The organism is Limnohabitans sp. Rim47, from assembly GCF_001517545.1.
GTDB lineage: Bacteria > Pseudomonadota > Gammaproteobacteria > Burkholderiales > Burkholderiaceae_C > Limnohabitans_A.
Window position 1 is genome coordinate 238,853 of sequence record NZ_FBYA01000004.1, and the last position, 15,890, is coordinate 254,742.

17 protein-coding genes are annotated in these 15,890 nt (G+C 57.3%); 5 read left to right on the forward strand and 12 right to left on the reverse strand.

The genetic code is table 11. The features are described 5' to 3' along the window. The first annotated feature begins 240 nt into the window (after window positions 1-240). Together BN3544_RS11480 and BN3544_RS11485 are read left to right on the forward strand one after the other, a co-directional pair. Window positions 241-1,167, forward strand: a complete 927-nt coding sequence (locus BN3544_RS11480; RefSeq protein ID WP_019431155.1) for a lipid II:glycine glycyltransferase FemX — start codon at window positions 241-243, stop codon at window positions 1,165-1,167. Window positions 1,168-1,196: 29 nt separating this feature from the next. Continuing rightward, window positions 1,197-1,583: a surface-adhesin E family protein gene (locus BN3544_RS11485; RefSeq protein WP_019431154.1), complete on the forward strand. Its 387-nt coding sequence runs from the start codon at window positions 1,197-1,199 to the stop codon at window positions 1,581-1,583. Window positions 1,584-1,627: 44 nt separating this feature from the next. Here BN3544_RS11485 and BN3544_RS11490 read toward each other — a convergent pair whose 3' ends face one another. From BN3544_RS11490 to BN3544_RS11545, 12 genes are read right to left on the reverse strand one after another with little or no spacing between them, the layout of a single operon-like run. Then, window positions 1,628-2,584 (reverse strand): hypothetical protein, encoded by a 957-nt coding sequence (locus BN3544_RS11490; RefSeq protein WP_019431153.1) that lies wholly within the window; start codon window positions 2,582-2,584, stop codon window positions 1,628-1,630. Continuing rightward, a complete protein-coding gene (locus BN3544_RS11495) occupies window positions 2,581-3,141 on the reverse strand; it encodes a hypothetical protein (protein WP_026036858.1) in 561 nt (186 codons plus the stop codon). The genes BN3544_RS11490 and BN3544_RS11495 overlap by 4 nt, the downstream gene beginning before the upstream one ends. 17 nt (window positions 3,142-3,158) lie before the next feature. Beyond that, the gene (locus BN3544_RS11500; RefSeq protein ID WP_019431152.1) at window positions 3,159-4,484 is read right to left on the reverse strand and encodes a hypothetical protein; all 1,326 of its coding nucleotides are present in this window, start codon (window positions 4,482-4,484) and stop codon (window positions 3,159-3,161) included. Further along, the gene (gene flhB / locus BN3544_RS11505) at window positions 4,481-5,644 is read right to left on the reverse strand and encodes a flagellar biosynthesis protein FlhB (RefSeq protein ID WP_019431151.1); all 1,164 of its coding nucleotides are present in this window, start codon (window positions 5,642-5,644) and stop codon (window positions 4,481-4,483) included. The genes BN3544_RS11500 and flhB overlap by 4 nt, the downstream gene beginning before the upstream one ends. Next, entirely contained in the window at window positions 5,637-6,413 is a 777-nt protein-coding gene (gene fliR, locus BN3544_RS11510; RefSeq protein ID WP_019431150.1) for a flagellar biosynthetic protein FliR, read from the reverse strand. The genes flhB and fliR overlap by 8 nt, the downstream gene beginning before the upstream one ends. 18 nt (window positions 6,414-6,431) lie before the next feature. After that, window positions 6,432-6,701, reverse strand: a complete 270-nt coding sequence (fliQ, locus tag BN3544_RS11515; RefSeq protein WP_019431149.1) for a flagellar biosynthesis protein FliQ — start codon at window positions 6,699-6,701, stop codon at window positions 6,432-6,434. Between the two features lie 10 nt (window positions 6,702-6,711). Then, window positions 6,712-7,464: a flagellar type III secretion system pore protein FliP gene (gene fliP / locus BN3544_RS11520; RefSeq protein ID WP_019431148.1), complete on the reverse strand. Its 753-nt coding sequence runs from the start codon at window positions 7,462-7,464 to the stop codon at window positions 6,712-6,714. After that, entirely contained in the window at window positions 7,461-7,772 is a 312-nt protein-coding gene (gene fliO / locus BN3544_RS11525; RefSeq protein ID WP_019431147.1) for a flagellar biosynthetic protein FliO, read from the reverse strand. The genes fliP and fliO overlap by 4 nt, the downstream gene beginning before the upstream one ends. A 17-nt stretch (window positions 7,773-7,789) precedes the next feature. Beyond that, a complete protein-coding gene (gene fliN, locus BN3544_RS11530; RefSeq protein ID WP_155820576.1) occupies window positions 7,790-8,101 on the reverse strand; it encodes a flagellar motor switch protein FliN in 312 nt (103 codons plus the stop codon). 20 nt (window positions 8,102-8,121) lie between these two features. Beyond that, window positions 8,122-9,120, reverse strand: coding sequence for a flagellar motor switch protein FliM (gene fliM / locus BN3544_RS11535; protein ID WP_231733961.1), 999 nt, complete (start codon window positions 9,118-9,120; stop codon window positions 8,122-8,124). 28 nt (window positions 9,121-9,148) lie between these two features. After that, complete coding sequence (gene fliL / locus BN3544_RS11540) at window positions 9,149-9,730, reverse strand: flagellar basal body-associated FliL family protein (protein ID WP_019431144.1); 582 nt, start codon at window positions 9,728-9,730, stop codon at window positions 9,149-9,151. Window positions 9,731-9,754: 24 nt separating this feature from the next. Beyond that, the gene (locus BN3544_RS11545) at window positions 9,755-11,227 is read right to left on the reverse strand and encodes a flagellar hook-length control protein FliK (RefSeq protein WP_019431143.1); all 1,473 of its coding nucleotides are present in this window, start codon (window positions 11,225-11,227) and stop codon (window positions 9,755-9,757) included. A gap of 233 nt (window positions 11,228-11,460) precedes the next feature. Between BN3544_RS11545 and flhA the strand changes: the two genes are divergently transcribed. The 3 genes from flhA to BN3544_RS11560 are packed head-to-tail and all read left to right on the forward strand — an operon-like array spanning window position 11,461 to window position 15,886. After that, complete coding sequence (gene flhA / locus BN3544_RS11550; protein WP_019431142.1) at window positions 11,461-13,578, forward strand: flagellar biosynthesis protein FlhA; 2,118 nt, start codon at window positions 11,461-11,463, stop codon at window positions 13,576-13,578. A 6-nt stretch (window positions 13,579-13,584) separates the two neighbouring features. Continuing rightward, window positions 13,585-15,069, forward strand: a complete 1,485-nt coding sequence (locus BN3544_RS11555; protein WP_019431141.1) for a hypothetical protein — start codon at window positions 13,585-13,587, stop codon at window positions 15,067-15,069. After that, a complete protein-coding gene (locus BN3544_RS11560; RefSeq protein ID WP_036075584.1) occupies window positions 15,062-15,886 on the forward strand; it encodes a MinD/ParA family protein in 825 nt (274 codons plus the stop codon). The genes BN3544_RS11555 and BN3544_RS11560 overlap by 8 nt, the downstream gene beginning before the upstream one ends. Window positions 15,887-15,890 lie beyond the last annotated feature (4 nt).

Below are 15,890 nucleotides of genomic sequence, written 5' to 3' on the forward strand. Positions count from 1 at the left end.
CAACCCAATGCCCACTGAAATACAAAGTCCATCAAATTGCCCAGCAACACGATGGGCAAACCCAAATAAAGTGCCCCCCAAGCCCAACCTGACAGAGTCAAACGCGCTTTCGGGATGTCGTGACCGAGGACGGTCGGTTCTTTAGTGGGTGTCGCTGTCATTTTTGATCAACGCCTTAATATATCGGTCGCAAATCGGGTATCTTGAATTGATTTTGAAGAATTTGCCTATTATGACAATATGAAAACGACATGGGAGCATCTGCCACGAGCCCAATGGGATGAGCTGCATTTTGCCCAGCAAGGCGCCTTGCAGCAGTCTTGGGCTTACGGCGACGCCTTGGCCTCTTTGGGGGTGGATATTCGCCGTGCCATGGTCTGGCAAGACGGTCGCTTGCTGGCCATTGCCCAGTTCATGTGCAAACGCATGGTGGGCTACATTTCTTTGGCTTCGTGCACGCGCGGGCCAGTCTGGCATCCCGATGTTCAAGCGGATCAGCGTGCCGTCATTTACAAACTCTTGCGCCAGTCGATCCCTTTGGCACGTCTGAAAGTGGTGCTGTTCTCGCCAGACGGAACGGCGCAGCAATTGGATGCTGCAGAGCTTCGGGGTTTGTCGCGTGTGATGACGGGTTATTCGACGGTGTTGCTGGATTTGACCGTGCCCCAGACCCGTTTGAAAGCCCAGATGGATGGCAAGTGGCGCAACCGCTTGACCAAGGCGCTGGCCAACGGAAAAATCAGGCTGCATGTTCAGCCAAGCAGCAAGCGCTGCGACTGGTTGCTGGGCAAAGAGCTGGCTCAGCGCGAAGCCAAAAAGTTTCACGGTCTGCCCACGAATTTTGTCAACGCCTTCATCCAAGCCCACACCGACCCCAAGCAGGCTTTTGTGGTGGCCTATGCCGAAGTGGGCAAGAACACGGTCGCGGCCATGTTGTTTCTCATTCATGGTCGTGCTGCCAGTTACCATATGGGATGGGCCGATGAAGAGGGTCGCCAGCTCAATACCCACAACGCGCTGCTGTGGCAATCCATGCTGTATTTGCAAGCCCAGGGCATTGAGGTGCTGGATTTGGGCGGGGTCAATACCCACGATTTGCCGGGCATCTCGCGCTTCAAATTGGGCACGGGTGGCCGTGCTGTAACGCTTGCTGGAACTTATTTTTGAGAACAAACATGACTCTGCGAAGGTGTTCAATGCGACCGTTTTATCTGGCAGCCATCGGCTTGGGTTTGCTGGGTAGCCTGGCCCCGGTGGCGGCTTTGGCCTGGACCCGCATCGGAGAAACGCCTGAGGTGACGCTGTACGTCAACCGCAATTCGATTGAGAAAGAAGACACTGTTCGCCGCGTCTGGGAAATGCAAGACCTGAAGTCGCCCGATGTTGAAGGCGTGCGTTCCAGGCGTTACCTGAATGAGTACGACTGCAACTACAAGATGCACCGCATGGGGCAGATGACCAGTTATTCAGGGCCCAAAATGACCGGTCAAGTCATCGCCACCGTCAACGAGATGGGCTATTGGCGAAAGATCCCGCCCAACGGCGTTTTTGTCCTCACCTACATCGCCGTCTGCATCGAGTGAGTCACGGCCTTTTTTAACGGGCCGTGCACACCACGCTGAACACTTCACGGTTTTGCGGCGGGTGTTGGGGCCGCACCGGGTGCACCGGGCGCGGTGGCGGCCGGATTCGCTTCGGCTGGTTTGGGGGCTGCATAGCGTGGGAACTGCACAGCGCGTTCGCGTGATGCGGTCGCGTTGTTCTTTTGCACGGTCTCCAGATAGCGTTCTTTTTGCAGCGTGACCAAGGCTTCGACGTCGCGCTTGAGCGCATCGACATTGCCCACAGCGCTTTTCAGCGACTTCACTTCATTGCCCATCGATTGAACGGCATTGGCCTGGCTTTGCAATTTGGCGTTGATGCCCTGCACCTGGCGAATCACCGAATCGCTGCTGGCAGCCACTTGTTTGGCGGTTTCGCTGGGCACTTTTTGCACCAAGCTCTCCGACTGCTTGAGCGAGGCGTCAATGCGTCCTTCAATCTGGCCCTGCGATTTGGTCAAGGCCACTTGTTGAGAGGCCAGTTCTTTCACGCTTTGGTTGACGCCTTCCAGCGACTCCATGCCCGAGTTGAGTTCGACCACGCGCTTGCCCACGGCCATCAGCATGGCATCGAGTTGGTTGATGCGGCTGACCAGTCGCACGCCCATGATGAGGAAGAAGATCAGGCAAACGATCAACACCCCCCCCGTGATGGCGAGCAAAAGCCGGGCCTTTTTATGACCCGATTCGGTGAGCTCACGAAAGTCAGCGGTGGTTTTTCTCAGCTGGCTGCTGGCGTTGGCGGCCGCTTCGGCCGATTTGGTCGCCAAGTCAGCCGAGTCCAACACCACTTGGGCCAGTGACTGGTATTGCTGGTACGCACGCTGGTCCACCGTGATGCCCACATGCATGGGTTTGGCGGGGGGCGCTGCCGTTGCGGTTTCGGTGGCGTGTGTGGGCTTTTCAGACACGGGCGTCTCGCTGGACTCCAAGGCGGGGTTGGCCTGTGGTTCGGCGTCGGGCTTGAAAGTGTTCTCGCTCATGGTTTCTTTCCTCGGGCTTGAAAGGGGGGCTTCAGTCTTTGGAGTTGCTCCTCCAAAAGTGCATTGCGTGCTCTGAGTTGGGCCAAACGGCTTTTCACAGGGTCGTCTTGTTCCCACAGTGCGGCTTCGTCCAGCATCACAGATGCTTGAACTGCTGCTGGGCTGGCTGCAGGGGCTTGCGCTGGCGTTTTGGGGCGAGCCTTAGCAGGTGTTTTGTCGGCTGAGCGTTTCGGTTTTTGCTTCGCAGCGCGTTTGGCCGCCGGTTTGGCCACCTGTGGGGGTGTGGGGGGGGAGACCTCGACCGGTGCCACGGGCGTGTCTGCCAAGACCACGGGTGCGGACACTTCGATCGGGGCTGAAGGGCTGTCTGCCTCGGCTTCAACGATCACTTGGGCCACCATTTTGGATGGGGCCTTGGCTTTGGTTTTTGTTGTGGTTTTGGCCGAAGGCTTTTTGGCGGCAGCCACTTTGGGGCGCGCTTTTTCAGCCACGCTGGCCCCCGGCTGCACGGAGGCCGCTTTGGCTGAGTCGTCTGTGGTGAGTTTTTTGCGAGTCATAGGGGCGCTTTCATGGCTCAGTTCGGGCTTTTGAGCTGTTCTTGCAAACTGCGTGTCGGGCGAACCCAGCTTCTGGGGATGCCTGGGCGCTTGGAAGCCTCATAGCCTTGCGCGAGCTCACTGTAAGGGCCAGACACGATCACAAAGTGAGCCAGTTTTTCACCGGGTCGGTACGCCGCCACGATCTGGGCTTGTTTCAAGGCCGGGTATTTGCGCTGGATGTCCAGCACTTTTTCGTAGGAATTGGAAGTGCCGTGCTGGAGCAAAAAGCTGTTGGCCTCCTGTTTTTTCAGCCAGGCTTGAGCCTCTTGGGTGGCCTCGGGGACCTCTATGGCCGTCTCTGCCGGGGTTTGGGCCATCAGCGCGGGGGCAGGCGGTGCTGGCTCAGGCGTAGGCGCGACATCCGCAGGGGGCGCAACCGCCACCTGCGGGCTCTTGAGCGGCACCGTGGCCATGGGTTTCGCCGACTTCAGGCCAAACGCTTCTGGTTGGATCCACAGCATCATCATGATTGACATGAACAACGCAAACGCAATGCCCAGCGCCAGCTTGCTGTTTTGTCGAAGCCATGTGCTGGATTGGGTCAGGCGCTGACCCATTGCGCGCAGGGCTGAAGTGCCGCGTTGGTGAAAAGCGAGCACCTTGTTTTTCAGTGTCAACGCGGGCGCTGGGATGGGCTCGGCGCTTGGGGCGCTGGCGGGCAAGGCAGCGGCAAAGAATGGCGCATCCAGCTCGGGGCGTTGTTGGCGCTGGATGCGCTGGATCAATTGCTGAGCCGCGTTGAAATTGCCCTCATGGCGTGCCAGATCAAGCGCGGCTTGGGCTTGTTCTTCGGTGGGGGCTTCGATGTCCCAGCGCAAGATTTTTCGGCCAAATGCCGACAGGGGCGACTTGTCGGCGTTGACCTTGCCCGACATCAGCAAGATCGCCCGGATGTTGGCCCCTGGAAAGTTCTGGATCAAACGCGCCAGCAACTGGATTTCGGACTCGGGCAGCGTTTGGGCATCGTGCACGATCCAGATTTGCGCCTGGTTCACCTGCGAGGGCGCTTTGACGGCTTGGTTCAGCGTTTGGCTGGCCAGCACTTCGTTGAAACGTCCGAGCAAAGAGTCGGTGTTGGCGGGAAAGTAGACCTCGATCCGGTGATCAGGTGCTTGTTGGTGCAAACGGGCCAGCAACAAACTCAGATAGTGATCGAGCAAGGCCTCAAAAGGGCAATACAGGGCCAGGCTCAAGCCTTCATGGGCGACCGCATTGGCGCAGCCATCGATGCGCATGCGATCGGCGGCACGAAAGACGTAGTTGTTCAAGGCGGCGCTGTCAGGGTGGATCTGGATGTTCATGCTCGGGCTCCCGCTTTCTCAAGCCGACTGCCGTCGGGGTTGAACAGCATGCTTGGGGGGACTTTGACTTTGGGTTTGGCTTGCGGCGGATTCATGGGCGAAGCCGCCTCAAGGCTGAAGACATAGGCGATCACCTGGGCGACGGCGTGGTAGAGGTCTTCGGGGACTTGTTGTTCCACTTCGGTGGTGAAGTAAATGGCGCGAGCCAGCGGTGCGGCTTCAAACAAATGCACACCATGGGCTTTGGCTTCTTCGCGGATGAGTGCCGCCATGTGGTCAGAGCCCTTGGCGACCATGATGGGCGCACCGTCTCCGGTGGGGTCGTATTCGAGCGCCACCGCAAAGTGTTCGGGGTTGGTGATGACCACGTCGGCGTCTTTGACGCGCTGCATCATGCGGGAGTTGGCCATTTCGCGCTGACGGCGACGGATCTGAGCCTTGACCTCGGGACTGCCCTCCATTTGCTTGTGCTCGTCCTTGACCTCTTGCTTGGTCATGCGCATATTTTTGTTGAATGCGTATTTTTGGTAGGGCACATCGATCATCGCAATCAGCGCCAAGCTCAGAGCCACCAGCAATGCCGATTTCATGATCATGACGCCGGCTGAGGCCAGGGCGGGCTCCAGACCCATTTGGCCCATTCGAATCAAATCGTCCATATTGGACATGATCGACCACCACAGCACCGCCGAGACCAGACAGAATTTGAGGACGGCTTTGCCCAGTTCTACTGCCGCGTGCGCACCAAAAATGCGGCTGAGCCCGTTGATCAGGCTGAGTTTGGAGCCTTGGGGGGCCACGGCCTGCAACGAAAAAAGATAACCGCCGGTCACGCCTGCGGCCACGATGGCCGCGATCACAGTGAATACCATGATGGGCATCACGGTGATAAAAGCTGACAGCATTTGGTCGCCAAAGTGGGCGGGCAAAAGCAGGGGTTTGTTGAGGGTGGTGCGGTCAAATACAAAGCCGTTTGCAAAGATGGTGGCCAAGCGCGTCACCAACCAACCCCCGGTCATCAGCAGCATCAAAAACGCGCCGATCACGATGACGGCGGCAGGCAGTTCTGACGAGCGTGCGACCTGTCCGTCTTCACGCGCCTTGCTGAGTTTCCTGGCCGTCGGTTGTTCTGTTTTGTCGTCGTTGGCGCCTTCAGACATGGGGCACCCCCATCACGTCACGCACCACGTTGAAACCCTGTACCCAAAGCCACTCGATGCGCGCACCGATGCTTTCCATCGAGATGATCAAAATCAGGAAGCCCGCAATGATCATGGCTGGGAAACCCACCGCAAAAATGTTCAAACTGGGCGCAGCCCGGGTGACCACACCCAAGCCAATGTTGATGAACAGCAGCGACACCATCACGGGCAAGGCCATCAAAACTGCCCCCAAAAAGACCATCGAGCTCCACTGGAGCACGCGGCCATAGACGTTCTGGTTCAGGATGGAGGTGCCGATTGGCAAGGAATGAAAGGATTCCGAAATGAGTCCCAGCAAAATCGCGTGACCGCCAAAGCTTACAAAGATCAGTGTCGACATGACGATCATCAACTGCGAGATGACCGGCACGTTACCCATGTTGGGGTCGAGCATGTTGGCCATGGACAGGCCCATGGCGGCGGCAATGCTTTGACCCCCCACCACAATGGCACCCACCACCACTTGCAAGATGAGGCCCATGACGGAGCCAATCATGATTTGGTTGAACACTTCTACCAGCCCAGGAGCGGTGGAGGGGTCGAGCATGGGCCATTTGTGCAGCGGGTAGACCAGCCAAGCCAGCACCAGCGCCAGCAAAATCCGCAAGCGCAGACTGAATGCTGTGAGCGAAAAAATCGGAGCTGAAATCATCAAAGCCGAAATGCGCAGCATGGGCCACAAGAAGGTGTAGAACCTTTCAATGACGTCGGCGGCCAGGAAATTCATGGTGCGTACAGCCCGTTCTCAGGAGAACAGGGTGGGGATGCGCAGAAAAATACTGCGCGTAAAGTCAATCAGCGTGACCAGTTGCCAGCTGCCAAAAACCAGCAAGGCCAAAGCCAGTGCGATCAATTTCGGAATGAAACTCAAGGTCGACTCGTTGATCGATGTGGCGGCCTGGATGATGCCGATGACCAGGCCCACGGCCAAAGCCACCCCCAGCAAAGGGGCGCAAACCAGCACGGCAGTCCACAAGGCATGTCGTCCCAAATCGATGACCATCGCGGTGTCCATGGGGGCTCCTTTAAGGCATGGCAAAGCTGGCGGCCAGTGAGCCCATGATCAGGCTCCAACCATCCACCAGCACAAACAGCATCAGCTTGAACGGCATCGAAATCATCATGGGCGACAGCATCATCATGCCCATGGACATCAAGACGCTGGCCACAATCAGGTCGATCACGACAAAGGGGATGTAAATCAGAAAACCAATCGTGAAGGCGCTTTTCAATTCGGAAGTCAAGAAAGCTGGCACCAGGGTCATGAAGGGCACATCCTGCGAGCTGGCCACGCCTTTGTTGCGGGCGATCTCCATGAAGATGGCAATGTCGTCTTCGCGGGTTTGCAAGAGCATGAAAGCCCGTATGGGCTTTTCGGCAGCCGCCAGCGCTTTGTCAAACGACAGACCTTGATTCATGTAAGGGAGCAGGGCGTTTTGGTACACGTCGTCCAGCACCGGAGACATGACAAACAGCGTCAGAAAAAGTGACAAGCCGACGATGACCATGTTGGGCGGCGTTTGGCCGGTGCCCAGGGCTTGGCGCAAGATCGACATGACGATCACGATGCGCACAAACGCCGTCATCATCAGCAGCACCGATGGCAACACCGAAAGGGTGGTCATCAAGGCCAGCAATTGCAGCGTGATGCTGTATTGCGTGCCTTTGCCTGTGTTGCTGCTGGTGATGGCCGGCAGGTCTGGGGCAGCTTGCGCCAGTAAGGGCAGTAAGCCCAGCAACAAGGTGAGGATCAGACCCAGGTGAACAGAACGCTTCATGGTGTAGTGGTTTCAGGCGATGGGGCGTTGCTGTCAGAGGCGGCAGGCCAAGGGTTCAGGACGGTCATGTGCTGGGCCGTGACGCCCACCAAGACCTCTCGGTCGTCGAGCCGAATCAGCATGATCTTTTGGCGCGGACCGACCGACAGGGTTTCCAGTGTTTGCAGGCGTTGGGTATTTTTGCGCAACAACGGTGAACCGTTTTGCAGTTTGCGCAAGGTCCACAGCAGCATCAGCAGCAAACCGATGACGAAAACAAAGCTGAACAAGTATTGCAACCAGTCACCCCAAGTCCATGCTGAGCTCATGCTTTAGTGACTCCGTATCAGAGGTTTTCAAGCCGCTCAGAGGCGGGGACGACGCGGGTCAAGCGGATGCCGTAGCGGTCATTGACCAGCACTACCTCGCCCTGCGCCACAACGGTGTTGTTGACCAACAGGTTCAGAGGTTCGCCAGCAATGCGATCGAGCTCGACCACGCTGCCTTGGGTCAGGCGCATCAAGTCGCGAATTTTGATCACGGCACGGCCAACCTCGATCGACAAAGTCACCGGGATGTTTTGCAACACATCGACGTGAATTTGGCCTTTTCCCGCAGGTTCCTGGGTGAATTCTGTATCGCTGTTCATATCGCTCATGGGCGTTCCTCAAAAGGGGGTCAGGCTGGCGCGTTGGGGCTGACGGGTTGAACGATCTTGACAGCCACCTGGCTGCCCAAAGCGCCCACTTCCACATCGAAGACGGGCATGTCTTCGATCATGGCCCGTGCCGATTCGGATTTCTTGAAAGGCAATACATCGCCTGGTTGCATGGTTTGCAACTGGTGCATGGACATGCTCATTTTGCCCAGCAAGATCTGGATTTCGAGCTCTGCGTCACGCACCGCATCGTCCAGTTGTGAGTGCCACACTTTGTCTGATTCTTCGTTGCCATCGCCCGTTTGAACACGGCTGCGCAACACATCGCGCACGGGCTTGAGCGCCACGTAGGGGATGACCATGTCGATGAAGCCAGAGCCTTGATTGGTCGAGTCGGATTCAAACCGACTGAGCACCACCAAATCGTTTTCATCCGCGATCTGGGCAAATTGTGGGTTGATTTCCGAGCTGACGTGTTCAAAGTCAATCGGCGCTACGGGCGCCCAGGCTTCCTTGAAAGATCGGAAAAACACCTGCAAGATGATTTTGATGATGCGTGCCTCTGTCGGGGTGAACAAGCGCCCTGCAGGCAGTTGGCCCACACCCCGGCCAAAGCCGCCAAAAAAGCTGTCCAGCGAACTGAAGACCACCGTGGTGTCGATCACCACCATCGCGTAGCCACGCAAGGGGGCCATGCGGATGATGTTCACGGACAAAGGGGCTTTCAGGTCTTTGATGTAGTCACCAAACCGCACAATTTGCGCCCGTGTGGGGTTGACCCTGGGGCTGGTGCGCAGCACTTCCAGCATGCCCAGTCGGAACATGCGGATAAAGCGCTCGTTGATCATGTCCAAAGAGGCGACGTTCACCCCCAGGCTGCTGTCCTCGGCGGCCAAGTCGTGTTTGCGCACCTGGACATCCAGGTTGTAGCCCGTGTCGTCTTCCATGCTGCCGTCATTGAAGCTGGCCGACAAAGCGGCCAGTTCTTCCGGCGACAAGAGGTTTTGGGTTTCAGCCATGGTCATGAAAATCGATCAAAAGGCCGCGTCACTGCACCACAAAGCTGGTGAAATAGATCTCTTCGATGCCGCCGAAGTCTTCGTACTTTTCCAATACGGCGTTCATTTCTTCGCGGATTTTTGCTGCGAGCTCTTTTCGGAATTCGGGTTTGACCAGATCGGCATCGGTCATCTGGCGCATCGCGTCAAGGGCCACCGAACGCAAAGCGAACTCGTGTTTTTTGGCATTTTTGAAGACGCGTTCGTCGTAGTGCGTCATGATGGCCAAACTCAATTGAATCACTTTACGGGTGTTGGTCAGGTTGGAGACCAAAGGCTTTTCCAGCTCCATGTAGCTGTTTTCAAAGCGTTTCAGTTCGGGGGTTTCCTTGGCCACTTTTTGCGGTGGCGCTGGCTCGCTGGCACCGGCCTTGCTGTCTGCCGCGCCTTCTTCCATTTGTTTCAGCGCTTGTTCGGCTGCATGGGTGTCTTTTTTGTCAAAAAAGCCGGTGACAAACATGGTGCCCACGGCCGTGCCGACCAGCAGCAATATGGCCACCAGTGCAATCACCACGATTTTGATCAGGGGCGATTTTTTCTTGCCTTCAACTTCAATTTCTTCGTCTGCCATCTTGATTCCTTGATTGATTGCGTGTCAAACCAATACATCCCAACCGTCTTTCCCCATTTTCATTCGGGGCGCACTGATCGGCTGTGCCTGCGTGGATTGTGAATCGCCATTTTCGGTATTTGTCGATTTTGACATTTGACCGGGTGTCGACTCTCCGCCACGTTTCTGGGTTTGACCATCGCCTACCTGCATGGAAGCAACATCCATGCCCATTTGGTTCAGGGTGTCTTTGAGTTTGGACATGCCGTCTTGCAGCAGTTCCCGGGTCAAGGCCTGGTTTGCTGTAAACACCGCATCAAGCTCACCGCTGCGCATCCGCATTTCCACTTCAATATGACCGAGAGTCGCAGGTCGCAACGACAGTTTCAGGTGCCACTGGCCGTTTTCCATTTCAGACAAGATGCGCTTGCCCACGGCTTGGCCCATTTTTTCGGCCAGCTCTTGCACTTTTTCACTGCGCTGGGCGCTGCCCGTGTCTGCCGTTGTGGGGTTGTCGCCTTGGGTTTGAGAAGCTTGGGTGTTGGCTGTATTTATTTCCAGTCGATGGCCTGAGTGGCCAGACAACGGCGTGGGTTGCGCTCCGGCAGCGTCAGATCCAATGCTTTGCGCCAGGCTTTCCAACAGTTCAGGCGTGGCCTCTTGCGACAGGTCGATTTCGCTCATGGCGACGTCGGTCTTGGGGCTTGCGACTTCTTTGGCCGGGCTTGCCTGGATGGCATTGCGCAACATCCACATGGCCGTTTGCGCCTGTGGCGTCATCAAATTGATCTGAACTTGTCCCGTTTCAGGCATGGCCTCTGGTGAGGCGGTGGCTGTTTGCGCTGGCTCCGTGGGTTGGGCCATGGCCCACAGTGCGGCACTGCTCAGGGCGATGGCGGTGATCTGGATGTCGGGTTTCTGGGCGGTTGCTGACTTCAAGGGGTCACCCGTCGAGACACCAGACAGGCCGGCTGCTGGCACTGATGTCCCCTCCAAATTGTTGATTTTTTCGCTGCCGATTGCGGTGCTGACCGCGCCCGTTGCGCCTAAGGCAGCGGCCGCTGCATCTGCCGTGGGCAAGGCCAGTCCCACAGGGGGCATCACTGGCACTGTGCCCATGAGCCACTGAACGGCAGTTTCGTCCAAGCCTTGAGACCTGGCAAATGCCTCTAGGCTTTGGTCGTCTGGTGCGACTTTTTCGGGTGTGATGACATTCAGGTGAGGGCCTAAATGCACCGCTTTCAAAAAGTCGCCGCCCAATGGGTTCATCAGTGGGGGCAGGCCCAACTTGCTGTCGGCCATGGTTTGCCCATTCAGGGCGGGTGCCTCGGCGCTTGCTGCCGCCAGGGCTTGGGCCACACCAGAAGGTGGCTGGGCCGTCGGGTTCAGGATGCCGGACATGACTTGACCAAACTCAGAGGGTTCGGTGCGCAAATCATGTTCGTTTTGGACTTCCAAAGCATTCATTTTGGGGCTGTTGCTGGCGCGGGCAGGTGAGTCAATCAATGCGATGGTCATGGGCGAGGCGTCTTGTGTGGTGTTTTGACGGGTTGATCGAATCCAGATGCAGCGGAAATTTCTTGCCGCTCTGCAGTGCTATGACCTGATTGAGCAATTTGCGCACCAGCTTTCAGGATGGAATTGATCAGATCAGTTGGAGGGTGTCGGTTTGTGTGGCACGTCCTTTGCTTAACGGTGTTGGAACTTTTACACCCCAGATCTACGTTGCCTCTCTCAGCGCCCATTTCTCCATGAACACTTTGACCCTGTCAGCCATCCGACAGAACTTTTCTCGCTTTGATTTGGCGGGTTTGGGTCTGCCCGCTTTGGTCTTGTTGATCATGGCGATGTTGGTGGTGCCGCTGCCGCCGTTGTTGTTGGACATCTTGTTCACCTTCAACATCATGATCGGCCTGGTGGTCATCATGATCGCGATTGGCACACGCAAGCCGTTGGAGTTTTCGTCCTTTCCTTCGGTGCTGTTGTTTGCCACGATGTTGCGCTTGGCCCTGAACGTGGCCTCTACTCGCGTGGTTTTGGTCAATGGCCACGAAGGGCCAGAGGCCGCCGGTAAAGTGATTGCCGCCTTTGGCGAGTTCGTGATTGGCGGCAATTACATCGTGGGTTTCATCATCTTCGTGATCTTGATGATCGTGAACTTTTTTGTGGTGACCAAGGGCGCAGGGCGCGTCTCTGAGGTCAATGCCCGATTCACCTTGGATGCGATGCCAGGCAAGCAAATGTCGATCGACGCTGACCTCAATGCCGGTGTGATTGACCAGGAAACTGCCAAAAAACGCCGTGAAGAATTGGCGCAAGAGTCGGATTTCTTTGGCTCCATGGACGGTGCGTCCAAATTCGTCAGCGGTGACGCCATGGCGGGCCTGTTGATTTTGATCATCAACATTGTGGGTGGTTTGGCCATCGGCATCGGTCAACATGGCTTGTCTGTGGGCGATGCCAGCCGCATTTACGTTTTGTTGACGATTGGTGACGGCTTGGTCGCCCAGATTCCCTCTTTGTTCTTGTCCTTGGCCACCGCCATCATCGTGACGCGGGTGACCACATCCGAGTCGATGACCGAGCAGGCCACCAGCCAGTTGTCAAATGTGCCGGCCTTGTTCATTGCGGCAAGCATCCTGACCATTTTGGGTTTGGTGCCCGGCATGCCCCATTTGGTGTTCCTGACCTTGGCCGCGGCCACTGCAGGCATGGCATTCATGGTCATGCGCAAACAAATGCAGTTGGAACAAAGTGCGGCGGCACCCGCTGCGCCCACCAGCGAAGCGCCCAAAGAGCTGGACTGGGACGATGTGGAGCAAGTTGACCTGATTGGTCTCGAGATCGGCTACGGCCTGATCCCTTTGGTCAACGTCGAGTCGGGCGGGCAATTGATGACCCGCGTCAAGGGCGTGCGCAAAAAACTGTCGGCCGAATTGGGTTTTTTGGTGCAGCCTGTGCGCATTCGTGACGCGCTCAACCTTGAGCCGGACGCCTATCACATCGTGTTGAATGGGGTGGTGCGTGGGCGTGGCGAAGTCAAGGTGGGTCGCGAGTTGGCGATCAACCCGGGCAAGGTCTACGGCAAAGTGGAAGGTCAGGCCACCAAAGAGCCTGCTTTCGGTCTGGAGGCTGTGTGGATTCAGCCCGTTTTGCGTGACCAGGCGCGGGCTTTGGGCTACACCGTGGTGGACCCCAGCACAGCGATCGCCACCCACATGAACAAGGTGTTGCGCGACAACGCCTCCGAATTGATGAGCCACGATGAAGCTCAAAAACTGCTGGACAAACTGGCTGCCAAATCCCCCAAGCTGGTCGAAGAGCTGGTACCCGGCAAATTGTCTTTGGGTGTCGTGACCCGCACCTTGCAAAACCTGTTGCAAGAGTCGGTGCCGATCCGTGACATGCGCACCGTCGTCGAAGCTTTGACCGAGGTGTGTGGCCGCACTCAAGACCCTGACCAACTGGCCCAGTTGGTGCGTCCCAAACTGGGTCGGATGATCGTGCAGAGCCTGACTGAAAACAAAGACACCTTGTCGGTACTGACGCTGGACCCTCAACTGGAGCAGTTGCTGCATAACGTGCTGCAACAAAACACCAACGCGACCGGCATGGTGTTAGAGCCCGGCCTGGCCGAAAGCCTGTTTGCCGCCTTGCGCGAAAGTGCGCGGGCCACCGAAGAGCTGGGCCTGCCTGCCGTGCTGGTGGTGTCGCCAGCCATTCGGCCGTGGATGTCCCGTGCTGTTCGCTACCGCGTGAATGACCTCACGGTCTTGTCTTACAGCGAAATTCCGGATGACCAGGCCGTCAAGGTGATCAACACCGTGCAAGCCGATCCACGCAACAACCCTTCTGCACCCAAGGCCTGATAAATCATGGAACTCAAACGCATCATTGCCCGCGACAGCCGCACCGCCAATGAAAAAGCCATTCAGTTGTATGGCCCTGATGTCCTCATCATTTCAAGCCAGAGGGTCGATCAGCAAACCGAACTGATTGTGGCGGTCGATGAGACCTGCGAGCCCGTGCACGTTGCGGCGGCAGCCGCCCAAATGCCCGCCACGCAAACCGCCAGCCGCATGGATGTGAACAATTTCAAGCCAGACAACGACCAGTTTTTGCCGTTCTCAGAGGTTTTTCAAAACGCCAGTGGCCAAGCAGTGCCAACCCGTGCGCTTGACGATGTGACAAGCGGGGACTTTCAGACCGCTCAATCCGGCTTGATGGCACGCGCACTGGTTTCGATTCAAGAGGTCGCCCCCTTGCCGACGGCCCCGTCGGCTGCCGTCAGTGCCGCCTTGCACGAGCCATCGGTGGCGCAAGCAGCGCACTACGAACAACAGCGCAGCCACGAAATTGTGGACATGCTGCGTCAGGAGATGGCGGCTTTGCGCAAAGAGTTCGCGCTGTCCCGCCAAATGCAGCCCTGGCAGCAAACGCTGGGCCTGTCGGGCGACATCCAGAAACTGTCCATGGCCATGCAAGAAGTGGGCATGCCCGTGGCCTTGCGTACCTTGCTGACCGACAGCATTCAGCCGCTGGACACGCTCGAAGAGGCCTGGGCTGTGGTCGAGCGCCTGTTGGTGGATGCCATCAGCCGACCCGCCCTCAAAGTGCCTGAGGCCGGAGTGCATGCTTTGTGCGGCCCTTCGGGTGCTGGCAAAAGCTCCATGCTGGGCCGATTGGCTTATGCCGCATCCCAGACCCATGGTGCCGAAAAACAAGTGATGATCAGCTACGGCGATCAACGCCCAGGGGCCTGGTCACAAATCCAGTTGCTGGCTTCGCAAGCCGGTGCCGCCTGTTTCCGGGCCGCCGACATGGCCATGCTGCAAACCCTGCTGGACGATTTGCACGGGAAAACCATCTGGATCGATACCCCCGGTGCTGATTTTGCGGCCCAGGCACAACAGCTTCAGTCTTGTGTTGGCGTGGGCATCCATGCGGTGTTGCCCGTTGATGCTACAGTGACAAATGTGCAAAAAATTCTCCAAAACAAAGAAATTCGCTGGTCCTCTGTGATGCTGACAAAAGTCGACGAAGCCGCCTATCCGTGGCCTTTGATCAAAGGCCTGTGCGACCAGTCGTTGGCTGTTTCCTGCATGGCCGATGACAGCAAAATCAATGTGCCGCCTTTGGCGTTTGGTGCAGAGCGTTTGGTGGCTTTGGCCATGACGCCTTTGCAGGCTTTGTTGCCCGAAATTCAGCATCTGAGCGCGGCTGTTCAGCCCGCCAAAGCGGTGCGCAAGCCCCGTGTCAAAAAAGAGGTGGCTGCACCTCTTGAAATTCAACCCAAGCCACGCGCCGTCAGGTCAAGGGCTGTGACGGCCCCGTCGGCCGCCAAGGCAGTTCATGGATAAGACAAGTTTCCCCCAGGTCATTGGTGTGGCCAGTGGCAAAGGCGGTGCCGGCAAGACGACCGTGGCCATCAATTTGGCCGTGGCCTTGGCGATGCGGGGCCACAAAGTCATGCTACTGGACGCCGACTTGGGCATGGCCAATGCCCAAATCGCGCTGGGCGCCCATGCCCCCTTCAACATCAGCCATGTGCTCAATGGCAGCAAAACCCTGCAAGAGGTTTTGGTCACCACGGCGCAAGGCGTTCGCTTGGTGCCCGGCGCCTCGGGTTTGCGCAACATCGCGGCCTTGGATGCGGGGCAAATTGCCACCATGATCCATTCATTTGACAGCCTGGACGAACCGGTGGATTACCTGGTGGTTGATGTGGCCGCAGGCATCGCACCCGCCGTGCTCGAGTTCATGGCCGCTTGCCAACGCCGCTTTGTGGTGGTGTGCGACCAACCCTCGTCGATTGCCGATGCCTATGGCCTGATCAAGGTCATGTCGACCGAGCAGTCGCTGGACGAGATTTACCTGATTCCCAATATGGTGGGCAGCGCCCAAGAGGGGCGACAGCTGTACCGCCGCCTGAACGACGTGTGCACCCGTTTTCTGGGTATCTCGATTCGCTATTTGCATGCCATCGAGGGCGACGAGTTGGTGCTACAGGCATTGCGCAAATACCAGTCCGTCCTCGATTACGCGCCAGGCAGCGCTGCCGCGCGCGATTTCAGGGGCTTGGCCGAAGCGCTCGATCAACTGCCACGCATTCAATCTGCTTCTGGGCGGATGCAGTTTTTCATGGAGCGCATGCTCCGTGTTCCTGCCGACAGGTGACGCA

Coding starts and splice junctions, on each gene's coding strand:
- fliP (WP_019431148.1), bottom strand. CDS start 7,464: ATGAAGCGTTCTGTTCACCTGGGTCTGATCCTCACCTTGTTGCTGGGC.
- fliO (WP_019431147.1), bottom strand. CDS start 7,772: ATGAGCTCAGCATGGACTTGGGGTGACTGGTTGCAATACTTGTTCAGC.
- BN3544_RS11485 (WP_019431154.1), top strand. CDS start 1,197: ATGCGACCGTTTTATCTGGCAGCCATCGGCTTGGGTTTGCTGGGTAGC.
- BN3544_RS11545 (WP_019431143.1), bottom strand. CDS start 11,227: ATGACCATCGCATTGATTGACTCACCTGCCCGCGCCAGCAACAGCCCC.
- BN3544_RS11495 (WP_026036858.1), bottom strand. CDS start 3,141: ATGACTCGCAAAAAACTCACCACAGACGACTCAGCCAAAGCGGCCTCC.
- fliN (WP_155820576.1), bottom strand. CDS start 8,101: ATGAGCGATATGAACAGCGATACAGAATTCACCCAGGAACCTGCGGGA.
- BN3544_RS11500 (WP_019431152.1), bottom strand. CDS start 4,484: ATGAACATCCAGATCCACCCTGACAGCGCCGCCTTGAACAACTACGTC.
- BN3544_RS11555 (WP_019431141.1), top strand. CDS start 13,585: ATGGAACTCAAACGCATCATTGCCCGCGACAGCCGCACCGCCAATGAA.
- flhB (WP_019431151.1), bottom strand. CDS start 5,644: ATGTCTGAAGGCGCCAACGACGACAAAACAGAACAACCGACGGCCAGG.
- flhA (WP_019431142.1), top strand. CDS start 11,461: ATGAACACTTTGACCCTGTCAGCCATCCGACAGAACTTTTCTCGCTTT.
- BN3544_RS11490 (WP_019431153.1), bottom strand. CDS start 2,584: ATGAGCGAGAACACTTTCAAGCCCGACGCCGAACCACAGGCCAACCCC.
- fliQ (WP_019431149.1), bottom strand. CDS start 6,701: ATGGACACCGCGATGGTCATCGATTTGGGACGACATGCCTTGTGGACT.
- BN3544_RS11560 (WP_036075584.1), top strand. CDS start 15,062: ATGGATAAGACAAGTTTCCCCCAGGTCATTGGTGTGGCCAGTGGCAAA.
- fliM (WP_231733961.1), bottom strand. CDS start 9,120: ATGGCTGAAACCCAAAACCTCTTGTCGCCGGAAGAACTGGCCGCTTTG.
- fliR (WP_019431150.1), bottom strand. CDS start 6,413: ATGAATTTCCTGGCCGCCGACGTCATTGAAAGGTTCTACACCTTCTTG.
- fliL (WP_019431144.1), bottom strand. CDS start 9,730: ATGGCAGACGAAGAAATTGAAGTTGAAGGCAAGAAAAAATCGCCCCTG.
- BN3544_RS11480 (WP_019431155.1), top strand. CDS start 241: ATGAAAACGACATGGGAGCATCTGCCACGAGCCCAATGGGATGAGCTG.